Source organism: Escherichia sp. E14S1 (assembly GCF_004211995.1).
Taxonomy (GTDB): domain Bacteria; phylum Pseudomonadota; class Gammaproteobacteria; order Enterobacterales; family Enterobacteriaceae; genus Escherichia.
Genome location: NZ_RHJQ01000010.1, coordinates 90731 through 110657 on the forward strand (window position 1 = coordinate 90731; position 19927 = coordinate 110657).

A 19927-nucleotide genomic window follows, 5' to 3' on the forward strand; every position below is an offset into this window, starting at 1 on the left:
AGGTGCCTGTGTTTATGCCGGATGCGGCGAAAACGCCTTACCGGCCTACGAAACCATTCAAATTCAATGAATTAAAAAAGCATGTGGGCCTGATAAGCGTAGCGCATCAGGCAATTTTGTGTTTGGCATCAGTCTCAAACCGGCTCCTGACAGAGCCGGTTTTTGTTTTCTGTCTTAACGCACCATGCACGGACGCTTGTTATCGAACGTCCAGCCAGGAATCAGGTACTGCATCCCCATCGCATCATCACGCGCGCCAAGCCCGTATTTCTGATACAGCTCGTGGGCTTTCATCACCTGATCCATATCGATTTCTACACCCAGACCCGGTTTTTCCGGCACTTGTACCAAACCGCCTTTGATCTCAAAAGGCTCTTTAGTCAGGCGCTGATTACCTTCCTGCCAGATCCAGTGCGTATCAATCGCGGTGATTTTACCCGGTGCAGCTGCGGCAACATGGGTAAACATCGCCAGGGAAATATCGAAGTGGTTGTTAGAGTGTGAACCCCAGGTCAGGCCAAATTCATGGCACATTTGCGCCACACGTACCGAACCCTGCATCGTCCAGAAATGCGGGTCCGCCAGCGGGATATCAACAGATTGCAGGGAGAGCGTATGGCCCATCTGCCGCCAATCGGTGGCGATCATATTGGTTGCAGTCGGCAGACCAGTCGCGCGACGGAACTCTGCCATCACCTCACGCCCGGAGAAACCTTGCTCCGCACCACACGGATCTTCTGCATAAGCCAGCGAACCTTTCAGGTATTTACCAATTTTAATCGCTTCGTTCAGCGACCAGGCACCGTTAGGATCGAGCGTAATACGTGCCTGCGGGAAGCGTTGCGTCAGTGCCACAATAGATTCGGCTTCATCTTCCCCGGCCAGTACACCGCCCTTCAGTTTGAAATCGTTGAAGCCATATTTTTCATACGCCGCTTCCGCCAGGCGCACCACCGCATCCGGCGTCATCGCTTCTTCGTGACGAAGACGATACCAGTCGCATTTGTCATCCGGCTGGCTTTGATACGGTAACGGTGTGGCTTTGCGATTGCCGACAAAGAACAGATAACCCAGCATTTCGACTTCGCTACGCTGTTGACCATCGCCCAGCAAGGATGCCACGTTAACTCCAAGGTGTTGCCCAAGCAGATCCAGCATTGCCGCTTCTATCCCGGTAACTACATGGATAGTGGTACGCAGGTCAAAAGTCTGTAAACCGCGCCCGCCAGAATCACGATCGGCAAAAGTATTACGCACCAGCGTCAGAACGTTTTTGTATTCACCCAGCGTTTTACCTACCACCAGCGGAATCGCATCTTCCAGCGTCTTACGGATTTTCTCGCCGCCGGGAATTTCCCCTACGCCGGTGTGACCAGAATTATCTTTGATGATCACAATATTACGCGTGAAGAACGGTGCGTGTGCGCCACTCAGATTCATCAGCATACTGTCATGACCCGCCACCGGGATGACCTGCATTTCAGTAACAACAGGCGTCGTAAATTGAGAATTCATATTTATATCCTTATTCAAAATCAATGACGGCCGAAAACGGGACGTTTACGGTCAAAGGTCCAGCCGGGGATCAGGTACTGCATCGGACCCGCGTCGTTACGCGCGCCGCCAGGCAGACGTTTATAGGCTTCGTGCGCCTTTTGTACCTGTTCCCAGTCCAGTTCCACGCCCAGGCCGGGCGCATCAGGAACGGCAATTTTTCCGTTTTTAATCTCCAGCGGATTTTTGGTCAGGCGACAATCGCCCTCCTGCCAAATCCAGTGGGTATCGATAGCGGTGGGATTACCCGGTGCCGCCGCGCCCACATGGGTAAACATCGCCAGAGAGATATCGAAGTGGTTGTTGGAATGACAGCCCCAGGTTAGTCCCCATTCATCACACAGTTGCGCGACACGCACCGCGCCAGAGAGAGTCCAGAAGTGCGGATCGGCAAGTGGAATATCTACCGCATTGAGCATCACCGCATGACCCATTTCACGCCAGTTGGTGGCGATCATGTTGGTCGCGACGGGCAAGCCGGTCGCCCGCCGAAACTCCGCCATCACTTCACGACCGGAGAACCCCTGCTCAGCGCCGCACGGGTCTTCCGCATAGGTCAGCACATCATTCAGGCCTTTACACAAAGAAATGGCTTCATCAAGCAGCCAGGCACCGTTGGGATCAACGGTAATCCGCGCATCAGGGAAGCGTTTCTTCAATGCACGAACGGTGTCGATTTCTTGCTCGCCAGGTAATACGCCACCTTTGAGTTTGAAATCTTTAAAGCCATAGCGATCCTGTGAAGCCTCCGCCAGACGCACAACGGCTTCGCTGTTAATCGCTTTCTGGTGACGCAACTGATACCACTCATGGTTACCTGGTGTACTTTCCAGATAAGCAAGATCGGTTTTAGTCCGATCACCGATATAAAACAGATAACCGAGGACGGTAATAGCATCGCGTTGCTTACCTGGGCCAAGCAGTTCACAGACCGGAACATTCAGCGCCTTACCTAACAGGTCAAGCAAAGCGGCTTCCAGCGCCGCCACGGCGTTAACGCGCAATTCAAAGGTCCAGGCACCTTTGCCGAAGGTATCAAAATCGGCGGCCTGATTACCTTTATGCACCTGCTGGACCACTTTATTCAGTCGCGCGACTTCCTGGCCCAGAACCATCGGAATAGCATCGACAAGCGTTTGATAAATCACCTCTCCGCCCGGTGCTTCACCAATGCCGGTATGTCCGGCATTATCGGTGAGTACCACAATGTTGCGGGTGAAATATGCGTTATGTGCACCACCAATATTGAGCAACATGCTGTCATGTCCGGCGACCGGAATGACTTTCATATCAGTAATGACTGGACTGGATTGTGTCGTCATCTTATTGCCCCGCGACAGGTTTCAGCTCAATACGTTTAATATCGCCCACCAGCACCAGGTAGCTCAGCACCGCAATTAAGGCATGAACCCCGACATAAATCAGCGCCCCATTAAAGGAGCCAGTCGTGCCAACGATATAACCAATTGCGATTGGCGTGACGATACCGGAAATGTTACCGAACATATTGAACAGGCCGCCGGAAAGACCGCTGATCTCTTTTGGCGCAGTATCTGCCATTACCGCCCAACCCAGCGCCCCGATGCCTTTACCGAAGAAGGCCAACGCCATGAAACCGATGATCATCCACTCAACATCGACGTAGTTACAGAACACCATCACCATCGACAGCAACATGCCCATCACGATCGGTGTTTTACGCGCAATGTTCAGCGAGCCCGTGCGGCGCATCAGCCAGTCGGAAATAATCCCCCCCAGCACGCCGCCGATAAAACCGCAAACAGCAGGAACGGAAGCCACAAAGCCCGCTTTCAGAATCGACATCCCGCGCGCCTGCACCAGATAAACCGGGAACCAGGTAATAAAGAAGTAAGTCAGGGCGTTGATACAATACTGACCGATATAAACACCGATCATCATCCGCGAACCGAGCAGCTGTTTGATCTGCCCCCACTTCACGCTGAACGGCACTTTAACTTTGGTGTTTTGCTGATCCATATTGATCAGCGCGCCGCCAGCGGCGATGTACTCCAGCTCTTTCTGATTTACGCCCGGATGTTGATTTGGCTCGTGGATGACTTTCAGCCAGAAAAAACTGATGACAATGCCCAGACCGCCCATAAAGAAGAAGACGTGTGACCAACCCACTTCATGAGTCAGCCAGCCCATAATCGGCGCGAAGATCACCGTTGCAAAGTATTGGGCGGAGTTAAAAATCGACACCGCCGTTCCCCTTTCCTGCGCCGGGAACCAGGCTGCCACGATTCGGCTGTTGCCGGGAAAAGAAGGTGCTTCGGCAAGCCCTACCAGGAAGCGGAGAGTAAACAAGGCAACGATAATGCCGAATCCACTAAAGATATCGACGAAACCTTGCAGCAAGGTGAACATCGACCAGATAAAGATTGACCAGAAGTAGACGCGTTTTGAACCAAAGCGATCCAGCAACCAGCCGCCAGGGATCTGCCCAATAACATAAGCCCATGAGAAAGCAGAGAACACATAGCCCATACCCACTGGATCAAGACCGATATATTTGGCCATTTCCGAACCGGCGATCGAGAGCGTAGCGCGATCGCCGTAGTTGAAAGATGTGACGATAAACAGCATCACCACTATCCAGTAACGAGCATTCGTGCGTTTTTCCACACTGCTCGCAGCCTGACTTAAAGAACTCATTGTTGCACTCCTGAAAATTCGCGTTAGCCACGCTCACTCTGGACTGCGACATCGCCAGGAAATCAGAGGTGACGTAGGGTGTTTTTGCCGTTTTTATAGGTCGTTCGCCGAATGCGGCGCGTGTTTTATATCTGGCAATAGCAGTATAAAAAGCGCGCCATAGCGGCTCACCGTGCAACAACACAACATTAATGCGTTCAATGAGGCTCGATTTTGGCATTAGCCCTGGACGGTGGAATCCACTTCACGGAAATGAAAACAAGAACAAGAAAGGAAGGGTTAAATCGGAGAAATAAAGAAGAGTATGAAATGGATCGCTTGACTCCAGGCAAACGCCAGTAAAAATCCGCGCTAAGAAGCAGTTTTTACAGGCATTTGCCTGAAAAGACTCGATTCAGCACCGCTAAAACGGTATTTTGCCGATCGCTGAACAAATCAGGGCAACAGCGTCCCCCACTGCTCAACCCACGGATTGGATTCCGTTTCTGGTTCCGGGGTTTCACTGGCATCGATCAGCAGCATTTCCCCTACCCGCTGCGCGCTCTGTTCCTGTAACAAAGCATCAAACTGTTTGCCACCGTTGCAGAAATTCACATAACTACTGTCGCCGAGCGCAATCACGCCGTAACGCAGGTTCGGCTGGAAACCGAGGTTATCCTTTATGCCCAGAAAGAGTGGCACAATGCTGTCAGGAAGGTCGCCCTGCCCGGTGGTGGACGTAACTACCAGAACATACTTGTCCTGATAGGGTAACCAGTCGCTTAATTCTGGGTCTTCAAACACCGTTGCTTTGTGGCCCTGTGCGGTCAGAATCGCTTCCGCTTCTTCGGCCACTAGCAGTGAATTCCCGTACATGGTGCCTACAAAAATACCAATTTCCGCCATACCGTTTTCTCCCTGGATTAGGAACTTAACTCATCATCCTGACCCGATGGCGCGCTGAACTCAACCCTTTCATTTTCAGGAAGCAGACCGCGCCAGCCAAATTGTGATAATGCCCGCATCCAGGTGTCGTCCAGACCGGCGTGGATAGTCAGCGGCTCGCCAGTAAAAGGATGCGTCAGTGACAACTTACTGGCGTGCAACATTAACCGCTGGAGGCCAAAATGTTCAGCCGCGCTGCGATTCTGGCGCAAATCGCCATGTTTGCTGTCGCCAATAATCGGATGGCGCAAATGGGCAAGATGGCGACGAAGCTGATGTTTGCGTCCGGTTTTCGGCTCCAGTTCCACCAGACCGTAGCGTGTCGTCGGGTAACGCCCGGTCGCAACTGGCATTTCAACCGTCGCCAGACCGCGATAATGCGTCACTGCTGGCTGCGGGTCTTTATCTTCGCGGGCATACTTATCGGCGATTTTATCCAGTTCTTCCACCAGCGGATAATCCAGCACCGCTTCTTCCATCAGCCAGCCACGCACAATCGCATGGTAACATTTCTGGATTTGGTGCTGTTCAAACTGTTGCGCTAACAGCCGTCCGGCCTCGCTGGATAATCCCATCAGCAATACGCCGGAAGTCGGTCGGTCCAGCCGATGCGCGGTAAACACGTGCTGACCAATCTGGTCACGTACGGTTTGCATGACCACCACTTTTTCGTCACGATCCAGCCAGCTGCGGTGAACCAGCCAGCCAGACGGTTTGTTAACCGCAACCAGCCATTCATCCTGGTAGAGTATTTCCAGCATCAGTTTGTATCATCCGCAAAAAGCGCATCCAGTTTTTCCAGCTCCGCCAGAATAAGCGCGCGCTGGGGGTGGTCCGTCGCCAGCGCCATTTCATAATACGGCGCCACGGCGAAAGCCCCTGGCAATGGCTGATTATTATCTAAGAGATCGTGCATTCGCGGGATCAGTACCCATTGCAACCATTCCAGTGGCTCCATCGTATCCATAAAGAAAGGTTGGGTACTGTTGAATTGATGCGGCTGCGGTTCATCGCTCCGCCAGTGCTGATGTTCACGCAGTAATGTTTCAAGCGCCTGCAACTGAAGACGAACGCGGTCATGAGTGGTCATAAAACAACCTCAAGAAGAAAAAACTGCCGCGAAGGATAGCAGGAATAAAAAAAGGGAGCACTGTATTAACAGTGCTCCCGGTTCGTTTCGCAGCATTCCAGCTACTTTTGTTGCTCCCTGCTCATCCTTGACAACTTTTCCTGTGGTCTTGCGACCAATCGTTCATCCTGAACTAATGCTTCCTGCTCACACCACCCCGATGTGATACTTCATCCTGAAGTGTCCCTGGCCATCCTGACCCACCGAATCATCCTGACCGGTTCTCATTCTCCGTCCTGGAGGTGTCCTTTAACGCATCCAGCGTTTTCCTCTTCGCTTCATCCAGAAGCCTTTCCCTGAAGCACCATCCTGGCGTGTCCTTTAGAAGTGTCATCATCCTGATGTTCACTTCGTTGTCTGACTCCCTGTCGACGAAGATAGAATCGTCTTTTTCGCTGAGTCTTACAAGGCGCTTACAGACAATGCCTTAAGGAAAATTTCATATGAAAGTTAAGGATCTTTCTTCAATACATTGATTTAAAATAGAAATATCGATTCTTATCTTTTTAAGTATTCACTTACTTCCTGGCGATCTCCTACAGGGTCTGTAAGAGATCTCTCACAACCAGACGGGGTATTTGGATTACAGAAGAGGCTTAAGCTGCATAAGGAATTCCGCAAGATTTGAGGCTAAATGCATACGATTCCGCGTCCCCAGCGTCTCTTTGCATACTTCGCCAGAGAGATTACATACCGAAATCACTTCCAGCTCCTCTTCCAGTGTGGCGATAAATAACGTGGGGGGCAGTTTCAGACGTTTCTGGGTAACCAGATGTCCAATCAGGTTTTCCTGCACCCGGCGGAAGTCATCTTCGCTCCAGGTTTGCAGTAATGTCAGTTTGATATCGCCAAACTGCGCATGCATATCCCCGGCAAACTGGGTCGTATAGAAGGTATGAATTGCGGGTTGTATCACAATATCAAACGCACGCTCAACCGCGTTTACATTTTGCTCACCGCTAAACGGCTGCGGTTGCCAGAACACAGCATCATTAGTGGTTGAAATAATGCACGGTGAAGGAACGCCATACAGCTCCTCGCTTAACGGCCAACTATTGTGCTGTTCGTGCCATGCATCACAGTAACGCGTGGTAAAATCTCTCAAGGCTTGTGCGGTCAATTCGTCCACTAATTTCTCTCTTCACTTAAACCAGATACACTTGTCGTTTAGTTTATCTGGTTTATGACGGTGAAACATGTCTTCTTATGCAAACCATCAGGCACTTGCGGGCCTGACTCTTGGAAAATCAACCGATTACCGGGATACCTATGACGCCAGCCTGCTACAAGGCGTTCCACGTAGTTTGAATCGCGATCCGCTGGGCCTGAAAGCAGATAATCTGCCTTTTCACGGTACGGATATCTGGACGCTATATGAACTTTCCTGGCTGAATGCGAAAGGTTTGCCGCAGGTTGCCGTGGGTCATGTTGAACTTGATTACACCAGCGTAAATCTCATTGAGTCGAAGAGTTTTAAGCTCTATCTCAACAGCTTTAACCAGACACGCTTTAACAATTGGGATGAAGTGCGCCAGACGCTGGAGCGCGACTTAAGCACTTGCGCCCAGGGTAACGTTAGCGTGGCGTTATATCGTCTTGATGAACTGGAAGGTCAGCCGGTGGGGCATTTCAATGGCACCTGCATTGATGACCAGGATATCGCTATCGATAACTATGAATTCACCACTGACTATCTTGAGAATGCCATCAGCGGCGAGAAAGTGGTGGAAGAAACACTCGTTAGCCACCTGCTGAAATCAAACTGCCTGATTACTCATCAACCAGACTGGGGATCTATCCAGATTCAGTATCGTGGACGCAAGATTGACAGGGAAAAACTGCTGCGTTATCTGGTTTCTTTCCGTCATCATAACGAGTTCCATGAACAGTGCGTAGAGCGCATTTTTAATGACCTGTTACGCTTCTGCCAGCCAGAGAAATTAAGCGTTTACGCACGTTATACCCGTCGTGGCGGTCTGGACATTAACCCATGGCGCAGTAACTGTAATTTTGTCCCATCGACAACCCGTCTGGCACGGCAATAAAATTTTTCTCAATTTTGCGGGCTGGATTCACGCATAAGGTTGTGAAAGGTCATCAGGCAGGGCTATTGTAATCAAAGGGAATGACGATAATCGTCCCATAAGGAGTTTTTCTTGATTACACATATTAGCCCTCTTGGCTCCATGGATATGTTGTCGCAGTTGGAAGTGGACATGCTTAAACGCACCGCCAGCAGCGACCTCTATCAATTATTTCGCAACTGTTCACTCGCTGTTCTGAACTCCGGTAGCCTCACCGATAACAGCAAAGAATTGCTGTCCCGTTTTGAGAATTTCGACATTAACGTGCTACGCCGTGAACGCGGCGTTAAGTTAGAACTGATCAATCCCCCGGAAGAAGCTTTTGTCGATGGGCGTATCATTCGCTCCTTGCAGGCCAACTTGTTTGCCGTTCTGCGCGACATTCTCTTCGTCTATGGGCAAATCCATAACACCGTTCGTTTTCCAAATCTGAATCTCGACAACTCTGTTCATATTACCAACCTGGTCTTTTCTATCTTGCGCAATGCTCGCGCGCTGCACGTGGGCGAAGCGCCCAATATGGTGGTGTGCTGGGGCGGTCACTCCATCAACGAAAACGAGTATTTGTATGCCCGTCGCGTTGGTAATCAGTTGGGGCTGCGTGAGTTAAATATTTGCACTGGCTGTGGTCCAGGCGCGATGGAAGCGCCGATGAAAGGCGCAGCGGTTGGACACGCCCAACAGCGTTACAAAGACAGCCGTTTTATTGGTATGACTGAACCATCAATTATCGCCGCTGAACCGCCTAACCCGCTGGTTAACGAACTGATCATCATGCCGGATATCGAAAAACGTCTGGAAGCGTTTGTCCGTATCGCCCACGGCATCATTATCTTCCCTGGCGGTGTGGGTACAGCGGAAGAGCTACTGTATTTGCTGGGAATTTTAATGAATCCGGCCAACAAAGATCAGGTCTTGCCATTGATCCTCACCGGCCCGAAAGAGAGTGCTGATTACTTCCGCGTACTGGACGAGTTTGTCGTGCATACGTTGGGAGAAAACGCGCGCCGCCATTATCGCATCATCATTGATGACGCTGCAGAAGTAGCCCGTCAGATGAAAAAAGCGATGGCGCAGGTGAAAGAAAACCGTCGCGATACGGGCGATGCCTACAGCTTTAACTGGTCAATGCGTATTACGCCAGATTTGCAAATGCCGTTTGAGCCGTCTCACGAGAATATGGCTAATCTGAAGCTTTACCCGGACCAGCCAGTTGAAGTGCTGGCTGCCGACCTGCGTCGTGCGTTTTCTGGCATTGTGGCGGGGAACGTAAAAGAAGTCGGCATTCGCGCCATTGAAGAGTTTGGGCCATACAAAATCAACGGTGATAAAGAGATCATGCGCCGTATGGACGACCTGCTTCAGGGGTTTGTTGCCCAACATCGTATGAAGTTACCAGGCTCTGCCTACATCCCTTGCTACGAAATCTGCACCTAATCCTCCCTTCCCCGGTAACGTTTGTTGCCGGGTTTTTCTCTTTTTTGGTCGCTCACTAATCAATCTATTTCATTTGTTATATGAATGTTTAAGCGCGTCATCATGTCATTAATATCACCACCTGTAATATGTCATACAATTTATGTTGCAACGCAAACGTTTCCCTTCATTTGAAGACCGCATTTTATCTCCGCAAAAAAGAAAATCTTGTAATCATTAACTAAAAGTATTGATTTTTGCAGTTCAACCTACATATATTGCGCGCCCCGGAAGAGGCCAGATGTCGTTAATCTGCCAAATATTGCCCTTAAATTCTCTTTTACTTTTGATTTACAGAGTAAAGCATTGGGATTATCTATCTTCCAAGTAGATTATTGTATTTGAGATCAAGATCACTGATAGATACATAACTTGTGTGTATCTTTCCGCCCTCAAATTATTACGGCGGAAAATGATTAAGCCATCGCCGATAGACAGATTTCATTTTTACGGCCAGGCACCTTCCCGGGCTGAACTGGCTAAAAGCTGAATTATTTGCATTCCTCCAGGAGAAATAGATGGAAACGACTCAAACCAGCACGATTGCGTCGAAAGACTCTCGCAGTGCCTGGCGCAAGACAGATACCATGTGGATGCTGGGCCTTTACGGCACGGCGATCGGCGCGGGCGTGCTGTTCCTGCCAATCAACGCCGGTGTTGGCGGTATGATCCCGCTGATCATCATGGCTATCCTTGCGTTCCCGATGACGTACTTTGCGCATCGTGGCCTGACTCGCTTCGTGCTGTCTGGTAAAAACCCAGGCGAAGACATCACCGAGGTAGTAGAAGAACACTTTGGTATTGGCGCAGGTAAACTGATTACCCTGCTTTACTTCTTCGCTATCTACCCGATTCTGCTGGTTTACAGCGTGGCAATCACCAACACGGTTGAAAGCTTCATGTCTCACCAGCTGGGTATGACGCCGCCGCCGCGTGCGATTCTGTCACTGATCCTGATCGTGGGTATGATGACCATCGTTCGCTTCGGTGAGCAAATGATCGTTAAGGCGATGAGTATTCTGGTATTCCCGTTTGTTGGCGTACTGATGCTGCTGGCTCTGTACCTGATCCCGCAGTGGAACGGCGCAGCACTGGAAACTCTGTCTCTGGACACAGCATCTGCAACCGGAAACGGTCTGTGGATGACCCTGTGGCTGGCAATTCCGGTAATGGTGTTCTCGTTCAACCACTCTCCGATCATCTCTTCTTTCGCCGTTGCGAAGCGTGAAGAGTACGGCGATATGGCAGAACAGAAATGCTCGAAGATCCTGGCATTCGCTCACATCATGATGGTGCTGACCGTAATGTTCTTCGTATTCAGCTGCGTACTGAGCCTGACTCCGGCAGACCTGGCTGCGGCTAAAGAGCAGAACATCTCGATTCTGTCTTACCTGGCTAACCACTTTAACGCGCCGATCATCGCGTGGATGGCTCCGATTATCGCGATTATCGCTATCACCAAATCCTTCCTGGGCCACTACCTGGGCGCACGTGAAGGTTTCAACGGTATGGTGATCAAATCACTGCGTGGTAAAGGTAAGTCTATCGAAATCAACAAGCTGAACCGTATCACTGCGCTGTTCATGCTGGTAACGACCTGGATTGTTGCCACCCTGAACCCGAGCATCCTGGGTATGATTGAAACCCTGGGCGGCCCAATCATCGCGATGATCCTGTTCCTGATGCCGATGTACGCCATTCAGAAAGTACCGGCAATGCGTAAATACAGCGGTCACATCAGCAACGTATTCGTTGTCGTGATGGGTCTGATTGCAATCTCCGCAATCTTCTACTCTCTGTTCAGCTAAGTCCTTTCGCGCCGCTTTCGGGCGGCGCTTCCTCCGTTTTAACGCGATGTATTTCCTATGATTAGCGTATTCGATATTTTCAAAATCGGCATTGGCCCTTCCAGTTCTCATACCGTTGGACCAATGAAAGCGGGTAAACAATTTACCGACGATCTGATTGCCCGTAACCTGCTTAAAGACGTGACCCGCGTGGTGGTTGACGTCTATGGTTCGCTCTCTCTGACCGGCAAAGGGCACCACACTGATATCGCCATTATTATGGGCCTGGCAGGGAATCTGCCGGATACCGTGGATATCGATTCCATCCCTGGTTTTATTCAGGATGTGAATACTCACGGTCGCCTGATGCTGGCAAACGGTCAGCACGAAGTCGAGTTTCCGGTTGATGAATGCATGAACTTCCATGCCGATAACCTTTCTCTGCATGAGAACGGCATGCGCATTACCGCGCTGGCGGGCGATAAAGTTGTTTACAGCCAGACGTATTACTCCATCGGCGGCGGCTTTATCGTTGATGAAGAGCATTTTGGCCAGCAGGATAGCGCACCGGTTGAAGTTCCATATCCTTACAGTTCAGCAGCCGACCTGCAAAAACATTGCCAGGAAACCGGGCTGTCACTCTCTGGTCTGATGATGAAAAACGAGCTGGCGCTGCACAGCAAAGAAGAGCTGGAACAGCACCTGGCGAACGTCTGGGAAGTGATGCGTGGCGGTATTGAACGCGGTATTTCCACCGAAGGTGTGCTGCCGGGCAAACTGCGTGTTCCACGTCGCGCCGCGGCACTGCGCCGGATGCTGGTCAGCCAGGATAAAACCACCACTGACCCGATGGCGGTTGTTGACTGGATCAACATGTTCGCACTGGCAGTGAACGAAGAGAACGCTGCGGGCGGTCGTGTGGTGACTGCGCCGACTAACGGTGCATGCGGGATTATCCCGGCAGTGCTGGCGTACTACGACAAGTTTATCCGTGAAGTGAACGCTAACTCACTGGCTCGTTACCTGCTGGTAGCCAGCGCCATTGGTTCTCTTTATAAGATGAACGCGTCGATTTCTGGTGCCGAAGTGGGTTGCCAGGGTGAAGTTGGCGTGGCGTGCTCAATGGCGGCGGCGGGTCTGGCAGAACTGTTAGGCGCAAGCCCGGCGCAGGTGTGCATCGCGGCGGAAATCGCTATGGAGCATAACCTCGGCCTGACGTGTGACCCGGTTGCTGGACAGGTTCAGGTACCGTGCATTGAGCGTAACGCCATTGCGGCAGTGAAAGCGGTGAACGCCGCGCGTATGGCACTGCGCCGTACCAGCGAACCGCGCGTCTGCCTCGATAAAGTTATCGAAACCATGTACGAAACAGGTAAAGACATGAACGCCAAGTACCGCGAAACCTCTCGCGGCGGCCTGGCAATGAAGATCGTTGCCTGCGATTAATCGCTCTCCAGAGGCCTCGTTTTGCGAGGCCTCACATTGTTGAGAATGTACCTGTTGTTTATGTCGGATGCGGCGCAAACACCTTATCAGACCTATAAAACAGCGCAAATTCAATAGATTGCGATTCTTTTGTAGGCATGATAAGCGCAGCGCATCAGGCAATTTGGCGTTGTCATCAATATCAGATCTCGTTTTGCGAGCCCTCTTCCTGTTTTCTCATCCAGCCATAGCCTGTTCCGGCATCGAATGTTACCCTTATCGCCTGATCTTTAAGGGGGTTATCGTGGCTGTTCATTTGCTTATTGTCGATGCACTGAATCTTATTCGTCGCATTCATGCCGTGCAGGGTTCACCCTGCGTGGAAACCTGTCAGCACGCCCTTGATCAACTTATTATGCACAGCCAGCCGACCCACGCCGTCGCCGTTTTTGATGATGAAAACCGCAGTAGCGGCTGGCGTCATCAGCGCCTGCCTGATTATAAAGCGGGTCGCCCGCCAATGCCGGAAGAGTTGCACAACGAGATGCCCGCGTTACGTGCAGCCTTTGAGCAACGCGGTGTCCCGTGCTGGTCAGCCAGCGGCAACGAAGCCGATGACTTAGCCGCCACGCTGGCGGTCAAAGTGACCCAGGCGGGGCATCAGGCAACCATCGTTTCGACAGATAAAGGCTACTGTCAGCTACTTTCACCTACATTACGTATTCGCGATTACTTCCAGAAACGCTGGCTGGATGCACCGTTTATCGATAAAGAATTTGGCGTTCAACCGCAGCAATTGCCCGATTACTGGGGGCTGGCGGGGATCAGTAGTTCAAAGGTGCCAGGCGTTGCGGGAATTGGGCCCAAAAGCGCCACGCAGTTGCTGGTCGAGTTTCAGAGTCTGGAAGGGATCTATGAGAATCTGGAAGTGGTTGCCGAAAAGTGGCGCAAGAAATTAGAAGCCCATAAAGAGATGGCGTTCCTGTGCCGTGATATCGCCCGCTTACAGACTGATTTGCATATCGACGGCAATTTACAGCAGCTAAGACTTAAACGCTGATAAACCAATGCCGGGAGCAGACAGTTATAGCTTCCGGCACACGGAGTCAGCGATTAGCGCTCGTCGCGACGACCACCTACCGCAGCCCAGATGCGACGGACATGCACCGTCACTTCTTCGCGATCGTGATACAACTGACGCGCCTGAATCTGGGCGTTAATGCCATGTTCATCAAGCTGTGCCTGAATGTACGCCAGATTGTGTGATACTTCTTCGTAGCGTTTTTTCATCGGCAATTTAAGGTTGAAGATAGTTTCACGACACCAGCCATTAACCAGCCACTGCGCCATCAAAGCCGCGACCTTCGCCGGTTTTTCCACCATGTCACACACCATCCACGAGATATTGCTACGTGTCGGGCGGAATTTAAAACCATCTTCCCGCAGCCACGTTACTTGTCCGGTATCCATCAGACTTTGCGCCATCGGGCCGTTGTCGACGGAATAAACCCACATGTTGCGCTTCACCAGTTGGTAGGTCCAGCCGCCCGGGCAAGCGCCCAAATCCACCGCCCACATCTCGTTCGCCAGGCGTTCATCCCATTCATCCGCAGGAATAAACACATGAAATGCCTCTTCCAGCTTGAGCGTGGAACGACTTGGCGCATCTGCCGGAAACTTCAGGCGCGGAATGCCCATATAGAACGGCGAGTTATTATTGCTGTAGGAGTAGCCGGTATAACAGCAGCCTGGCGCGATAAAGAACACATGCACCACTGGACGCTTCGGCGTTTCATAGCTCGCCAGGACGCCCGCATCACGCAAGGCAGCCCGTAACGGTACAGTAAATTTGCGGCAGAATTTCAGTAACTCTTTACTTTCGTTGGTGTCCGCGACTTCAACACGCAGTTCGCCGCCCTTCTCTACCACCCCCTGCAACATGCCAACTATTGGCGTAATGCGGTCTTCCTGCGGCAAATGCTGGAGCAGTTCCCCCACCACAAACCACTGGCGGGCAAAAATTAATGAACTAAATGGCAGTTCACGGATTAACTTATCGCCATCTTCCGCTTGATAACATTCATAAATCACATAACCCGCATTCTCTTTTACACGGGCAAAACCGAATATTTCCCGCTGCCCGGCTTTATCGGTAATTTCTGCGGCGCACTCTTTTTCAAAGCCCGGACGGCACAACAATACAATTTTATTCATGACTTACGCCCTTGCGCTTTAAACGGATAGCACCAACTAACATTAACGCCCAGCCCGCGAGAAAACTCACACCGCCGACCGGAGTGACAAACGCCCACAAACGCAGATGAGACAGCGCCAGGCAATAAAGGCTGCCGCTGAACAGCACCGTACCTAGCGCCAGAAAGACACTACTCCAGTAAAACCAGATACTGATGCGACGTTGCATTGCCACCGCCAGACCTAAAATTGCCAGCGTATGAAATGCCTGGTATTCGAGGCCGGTCTGGATCCAGCCCATTTCAACGGCGCCCATGGTTTTACTTAAAACATGCGCACCAAAAGCACCCAGAGCGACAAAAATGAAGCCGCTAATGGCGGCGAAAATCAGCATAAAACGGCTGGTCATGGTCGTACCCTACATAAATTATTGTTCATAACGAAAGCGGAATTTTTCTTGTTCAGCAGCGGCTTTCGCCAGGATCCATTGGCGAAAGGCGGCTATTTTACCCAGTTCTGCCTGGCTGTCATGACATACCAGATAAAAAGCATTTTTACTGACCAATACGTCATTAAACGGGCAAACAAGGCGTCCGGCCTCGATTTCAGATTGCGCCATCACGTTATTTGCCAGCGCCACCCCCTGCCCGTGAATGGCGGCTTGTAGCACCATGGCGCTATGGCTGAAGATAGGCCCTTGCTGAACGTTAATATGAGTCAGCCCCAACTGGCGGGTATATGTCTGCCAGTCTCGCCGGGATGCATCGTGTAATAACGTATGTTTAGCCAGATCTTCCGGCGTCTTCAAGGATTTCTCACCGGTTAATAGTAAAGGCGAACACACTGGCAACAGGTATTCGGCGTAAAGCTTTTCCACCCGCAGCCCCGGCCAGTTGCCTCGGCCATAAAATATCGCCACATCGACATCATCCGCCAGTTTATCTTCCTGTCGGTCGACCGCCTGGATTCGAACATCAATTCCCGGATAAGCTGAATTAAAGCTGGAAAGTCGCGGTACCAGCCAGTGGATGGCAAAACTGGGGAGTAAGCTAACCGTCAATGCCCCTTTGGCGCTACGGGCCTGGAGTTTACGCGTCGCTTCGGTTAATTGCGAAAATATCTCTTTGATATCGAGAAAATAGCTTTGCCCTTCCTCGGTCAATAGAAGTGAACGATTACGGCGGCGGAACAGTTTTAGCCCCAAAAAATCCTCAAGGGACTTGATTTGATGACTTACTGCGGCCTGGGTCACAAAAAGCTCTTCTGCTGCACGCGTGAAGCTTAAATGGCGGGCTGCGGCATCAAAAACTCGTAAGGCATTTAGCGGTGGTAATCGTTTAGACATGGCTTTTAAACTTTGATGTTAAATGAATTTAACAATTAGATCACACTGTGTAACCTATTAGTTTTTTTAATCTGAGCCATTATAAATTGTCCGTTGAGCTTCTACCAGCAAATACCTATAGTGGCGGCACTTCCTGAGCCGGAACGAAAAGTTTTATCGGAATGCGTGTTCTGGTGAACTTTTGGCTTACGGTTGTGATGTTGTGTTGTTGTGTTTGCAATTGGTCTGCGATTCAGACCATGGTAGCAAAGCTACCTTTTTTCACTTCCTGTACATTTACCCTGTCTGTCCATAGTGATTAATGTAGCACCGCCTAATTGCGGTGCTTTTTTTTACCTTGCGATCGCGAATTACTGATCCAGTTCGACCATCTCTTTCACGTCGGTACGGTTGATCTGCTGTTTGTTGCCATTAGCGTCTTTATAAGAAATCATACCGGTTTCATCATCCGTCATCGGTTTACCATCAGATACAATGGTACGTCCGTCGTTGGTGTGCATCACATAGTTCGAACCGGAGCAGGCGCTAAGGGCAAAAGTTAGCATACAGGCAGAGATAATGGCGGCAGTCTTTTTCATCTTCTTCTCCTTAAAGCGATTACTAAATCTTAATAATATTGATTAACAGGCTAAAATTAACGCCTAACACTATTCAGCATATGTTACTGACGCGGCTTCGACAGGATATCCAGACGATTCCGATGGTTAGCACTCACCTTGTTTCAAAGTGAATTTTGCGTCACGATCGGCGAATCAAGCCGAGGAGTCTCATGAACGTTTTTAATCCCGCGCAATTTCGCGCCCAGTTTCCCGCGCTACAGGATGCGGGCGTTTATCTCGATAGTGCAGCGACCGCACTCAAACCCGAAGCTGTGGTTGAAGCAACCCGGCAGTTCTATAGCCTGAGCGCCGGAAACGTCCATCGCAGCCAGTTTGCCGAAGCCCAACGCCTGACCGCACGTTATGAAGCTGCACGGGAAAAAGTAGCGCAATTGCTAAATGCACCGGATGATAAAACTATCGTCTGGACGCGCGGCACCACCGAATCCATCAACATGGTGGCACAATGCTATGCCCGTCCGCGTCTGCAACCGGGCGATGAGATTATTGTCAGCGTGGCAGAGCATCACGCTAACCTCGTTCCCTGGCTAATGGTTGCCCAACAAACCGGAGCCAAAATAGTGAAACTGCCGCTTAATGCGCAGCGGTTGCCGGATGTCGATTTATTGCCGGAGTTAATTACTCCCCGTAGTCGAATTCTGGCGTTGGGCCAGATGTCGAACGTCACTGGCGGTTGCCCGGATCTGGCGCGAGCGATTACCTTTGCTCATTCTGCCGGGATGGTGGTGATGGTTGATGGTGCACAGGGCGCAGTGCATTTCCCTGCCGATGTTCAGCAACTGGATATCGATTTCTATGCTTTCTCTGGTCACAAACTGTATGGCCCGACGGGTATCGGCGTGCTTTACGGCAAACCAGAACTGCTGGAAGCGATGTCGCCCTGGCTGGGCGGCGGCAAAATGATTCACGAAGTGAGTTTTGACGGCTTCACTACTCAATCCGCGCCGTGGAAACTGGAAGCCGGAACGCCAAATGTCGCTGGTGTCATAGGATTAAGCGCGGCGCTGGAATGGCTGGCCGATTATGATATCGACCAGGCAGAAAGCTGGAGCCGTAGCCTGGCGACGCTTGCAGAAGACGCTCTGGCAAAACGTCCAGGCTTTCGTTCATTCCGCTGTCAGGACTCCAGCCTGCTGGCCTTTGATTTCGCGGGTGTTCATCACAGCGATATGGTGACGCTACTGGCGGAATATGGTATTGCCCTGCGCGCCGGGCAACACTGTGCTCAACCGCTGTTGGCAGAATTAGGCGTAACCGGCACCCTGCGCGCCTCTTTTGCGCCATATAATACAAAGAGTGATGTGGATGCGCTGGTGAATGCCGTTGACCGCGCGCTGGAATTATTGGTGGATTAATGACGAACCCGCAATTCGCCGGACATCCGTTCGGCACAACCGTTACCGTAGAGACGTTACGCGATACTTTCGCGCCATTGACGCAATGGGAAGACAAATATCGCCAGCTGATTATGTTGGGGAAACAGCTTCCTGCGTTGCCAGACGAATTAAAAGCACAGGCCAAAGAAATTGCCGGATGTGAAAACCGCGTCTGGCTTGGATTTAACGTCGCAGAAAACGGCAGGATGCATTTCTTTGGTGATAGCGAAGGGCGCATTGTGCGCGGTCTGCTGGCCGTATTGCTGACTGCCGTTGAGGGCAAAACTGCCGCCGAGTTACAAGCACTGTCGCCGCTGGCATTGTTTGATGAGCTGGGATTGCGTGCGCAACTTAGCGCCTCTCGCAGTCAGGGGTTGAATGCGTTAAGCGAGGCAATTCTCGCTGCGGCGAAGCAAGCTTGATGTTACACAGATCCTGGTCGGATAAGACACACCAGACGTCGCATCCGACCTAATGTTTACCCCTGGCGCGCCGCTTTCGCCATCATCTTCTTCAGCGCATGAGAAACCGCAACAAACCCAAAGGTGGCGGTTACCATCGTCGCGGCGCCAAATCCAGATGCGCAATCCATCCGCTTTGGCCCTTCCGCCGTGGCTTTCATTGCACAAACCGTGCCGTCTGACTGCGGGTACACCAGTGCTTCGGTAGAGAACACGCAATCCACGCCGAGCTTACCTTTACTGTTTTTCACCACGCCGAAATCGCTTTTCAGGCGCTCGCGCAGCTTCGCCGCCAGCGGATCCTGAATCGTCTTCGCCAGATCGGTAACCTGAATCTGCGTCGGATCAATCTGCCCACCAGCGCCACCGGTCGTGACTAGCGGAATTTTATTGCGCCGACAATAAGCAATCAGCGCCGCTTTGGGTCGCACGCTATCAATGGCATCAATTACATACGAATAACCTGCACTCATGTATTGCGCTACGTTATCCGGCGTCACGAAGTCATCTACTACTGTTACACGGCACTCAGGGTTAATCTGGCGAATGCGCTCCGCCATCACTTCCGCTTTTGCCAGCCCGACGTTATCGCGCAGCGCATGAATTTGCCGATTGGTATTAGTGACGCACACATCATCCATATCAATAAGCGTGATTGCGCCAATCCCCGTGCGCGCCAGCGCTTCCGCAGCCCAGGAACCGACACCACCGATACCCACCACACAAATATGCGCATCAGCGAACAGTTGCAACGCTTTTTCACCATACAGACGCGCTGTGCCACCAAAACGCTGACGCCATGCATCACTAATTACAACAGACATAGCACCTCAGAATTAAAAAGGGCGAGGTTATCCCTCACCCTAAACGCATAAAT

The 19927-nt window shown here is 51.2% G+C and carries 19 protein-coding genes; 7 read left to right on the forward strand and 12 right to left on the reverse strand.

All coding sequences use genetic code 11. From position 1 onward, the window contains the following. Positions 1–174: 174 nt before the first annotated feature. The 7 genes from gudD to syd all read right to left on the reverse strand — a co-directional run bounded on the left by gudD (position 175) and on the right by syd (position 7412). Positions 175–1515: a glucarate dehydratase gene (gudD, locus tag D9734_RS12050; RefSeq protein WP_130207685.1), complete on the reverse strand. Its 1341-nt coding sequence runs from the start codon at positions 1513–1515 to the stop codon at positions 175–177. 20 nt (positions 1516–1535) lie between these two features. Beyond that, the gene (locus tag D9734_RS12055) at positions 1536–2876 is read right to left on the reverse strand and encodes an enolase C-terminal domain-like protein (protein WP_130207686.1); all 1341 of its coding nucleotides are present in this window, start codon (positions 2874–2876) and stop codon (positions 1536–1538) included. Between the two features lies 1 nt (position 2877). After that, on the reverse strand, positions 2878–4230 hold the full coding sequence (gudP, locus tag D9734_RS12060) for a galactarate/glucarate/glycerate transporter GudP (protein WP_130207687.1): 1353 nt from the start codon (positions 4228–4230) through the stop codon (positions 2878–2880). Between the two features lie 435 nt (positions 4231–4665). Continuing rightward, a complete protein-coding gene (locus D9734_RS12065) occupies positions 4666–5115 on the reverse strand; it encodes a flavodoxin (RefSeq protein WP_130207688.1) in 450 nt (149 codons plus the stop codon). A 17-nt stretch (positions 5116–5132) separates the two neighbouring features. Then, positions 5133–5915 carry a tRNA pseudouridine(65) synthase TruC gene (gene truC, locus D9734_RS12070; RefSeq protein WP_130207690.1) on the reverse strand — a complete coding sequence of 261 codons (783 nt, stop codon included), beginning with the start codon at positions 5913–5915 and terminating at the stop codon, positions 5133–5135. After that, positions 5915–6244, reverse strand: coding sequence for a YqcC family protein (locus tag D9734_RS12075; RefSeq protein WP_130207692.1), 330 nt, complete (start codon positions 6242–6244; stop codon positions 5915–5917). The genes truC and D9734_RS12075 overlap by 1 nt, the downstream gene beginning before the upstream one ends. Positions 6245–6866: 622 nt before the next feature. Then, the gene (gene syd / locus D9734_RS12080) at positions 6867–7412 is read right to left on the reverse strand and encodes a SecY-interacting protein (protein WP_130207694.1); all 546 of its coding nucleotides are present in this window, start codon (positions 7410–7412) and stop codon (positions 6867–6869) included. Positions 7413–7479: 67 nt separating this feature from the next. On the opposite strand from syd, the gene queF reads away from it, so the two are divergent. The 5 genes from queF (at position 7480) to xni (ending at position 14115) form a co-directional block, all read left to right on the forward strand. Continuing rightward, positions 7480–8328: an NADPH-dependent 7-cyano-7-deazaguanine reductase QueF gene (gene queF, locus D9734_RS12085; RefSeq protein ID WP_130207696.1), complete on the forward strand. Its 849-nt coding sequence runs from the start codon at positions 7480–7482 to the stop codon at positions 8326–8328. Positions 8329–8439: 111 nt separating this feature from the next. After that, positions 8440–9804, forward strand: a complete 1365-nt coding sequence (ppnN, locus tag D9734_RS12090) for a nucleotide 5'-monophosphate nucleosidase PpnN (RefSeq protein ID WP_130207698.1) — start codon at positions 8440–8442, stop codon at positions 9802–9804. Positions 9805–10361: 557 nt separating this feature from the next. Continuing rightward, positions 10362–11651, forward strand: coding sequence for an HAAAP family serine/threonine permease SdaC (sdaC, locus tag D9734_RS12095; RefSeq protein WP_064528228.1), 1290 nt, complete (start codon positions 10362–10364; stop codon positions 11649–11651). Between the two features lie 57 nt (positions 11652–11708). After that, positions 11709–13076, forward strand: coding sequence for an L-serine ammonia-lyase II (sdaB, locus tag D9734_RS12100; protein WP_130207700.1), 1368 nt, complete (start codon positions 11709–11711; stop codon positions 13074–13076). Positions 13077–13359: 283 nt separating this feature from the next. Then, complete coding sequence (xni, locus tag D9734_RS12105) at positions 13360–14115, forward strand: flap endonuclease Xni (RefSeq protein WP_130207702.1); 756 nt, start codon at positions 13360–13362, stop codon at positions 14113–14115. A gap of 53 nt (positions 14116–14168) precedes the next feature. Here xni and rlmM read toward each other — a convergent pair whose 3' ends face one another. From rlmM to D9734_RS12125, 4 genes are all read right to left on the reverse strand, one after another. Then, complete coding sequence (gene rlmM, locus D9734_RS12110) at positions 14169–15269, reverse strand: 23S rRNA (cytidine(2498)-2'-O)-methyltransferase RlmM (protein ID WP_130207704.1); 1101 nt, start codon at positions 15267–15269, stop codon at positions 14169–14171. Beyond that, on the reverse strand, positions 15262–15657 hold the full coding sequence (locus D9734_RS12115) for a DUF423 domain-containing protein (RefSeq protein WP_000203905.1): 396 nt from the start codon (positions 15655–15657) through the stop codon (positions 15262–15264). Before D9734_RS12115 ends, rlmM begins: the two co-directional genes overlap by 8 nt. Before the next feature lie 18 nt (positions 15658–15675). After that, positions 15676–16593, reverse strand: a complete 918-nt coding sequence (gene gcvA, locus D9734_RS12120) for a glycine cleavage system transcriptional regulator GcvA (protein WP_130207706.1) — start codon at positions 16591–16593, stop codon at positions 15676–15678. Between the two features lie 350 nt (positions 16594–16943). Beyond that, on the reverse strand, positions 16944–17171 hold the full coding sequence (locus D9734_RS12125; protein ID WP_130207708.1) for a YgdI/YgdR family lipoprotein: 228 nt from the start codon (positions 17169–17171) through the stop codon (positions 16944–16946). 191 nt (positions 17172–17362) lie between these two features. Here D9734_RS12125 and csdA point away from each other — a divergent pair, with 191 nt between their 5' ends. Both csdA and csdE read left to right on the forward strand, forming a co-directional pair. After that, positions 17363–18568, forward strand: a complete 1206-nt coding sequence (gene csdA, locus D9734_RS12130; protein WP_130207710.1) for a cysteine desulfurase CsdA — start codon at positions 17363–17365, stop codon at positions 18566–18568. Then, complete coding sequence (gene csdE / locus D9734_RS12135) at positions 18568–19011, forward strand: cysteine desulfurase sulfur acceptor subunit CsdE (RefSeq protein ID WP_130207712.1); 444 nt, start codon at positions 18568–18570, stop codon at positions 19009–19011. Before csdA ends, csdE begins: the two co-directional genes overlap by 1 nt. Before the next feature lie 56 nt (positions 19012–19067). Here the strand turns inward: csdE and tcdA are convergent, their stop codons facing one another. Continuing rightward, the gene (gene tcdA / locus D9734_RS12140; protein ID WP_000117724.1) at positions 19068–19874 is read right to left on the reverse strand and encodes a tRNA cyclic N6-threonylcarbamoyladenosine(37) synthase TcdA; all 807 of its coding nucleotides are present in this window, start codon (positions 19872–19874) and stop codon (positions 19068–19070) included. Positions 19875–19927: the final 53 nt, after the last annotated feature.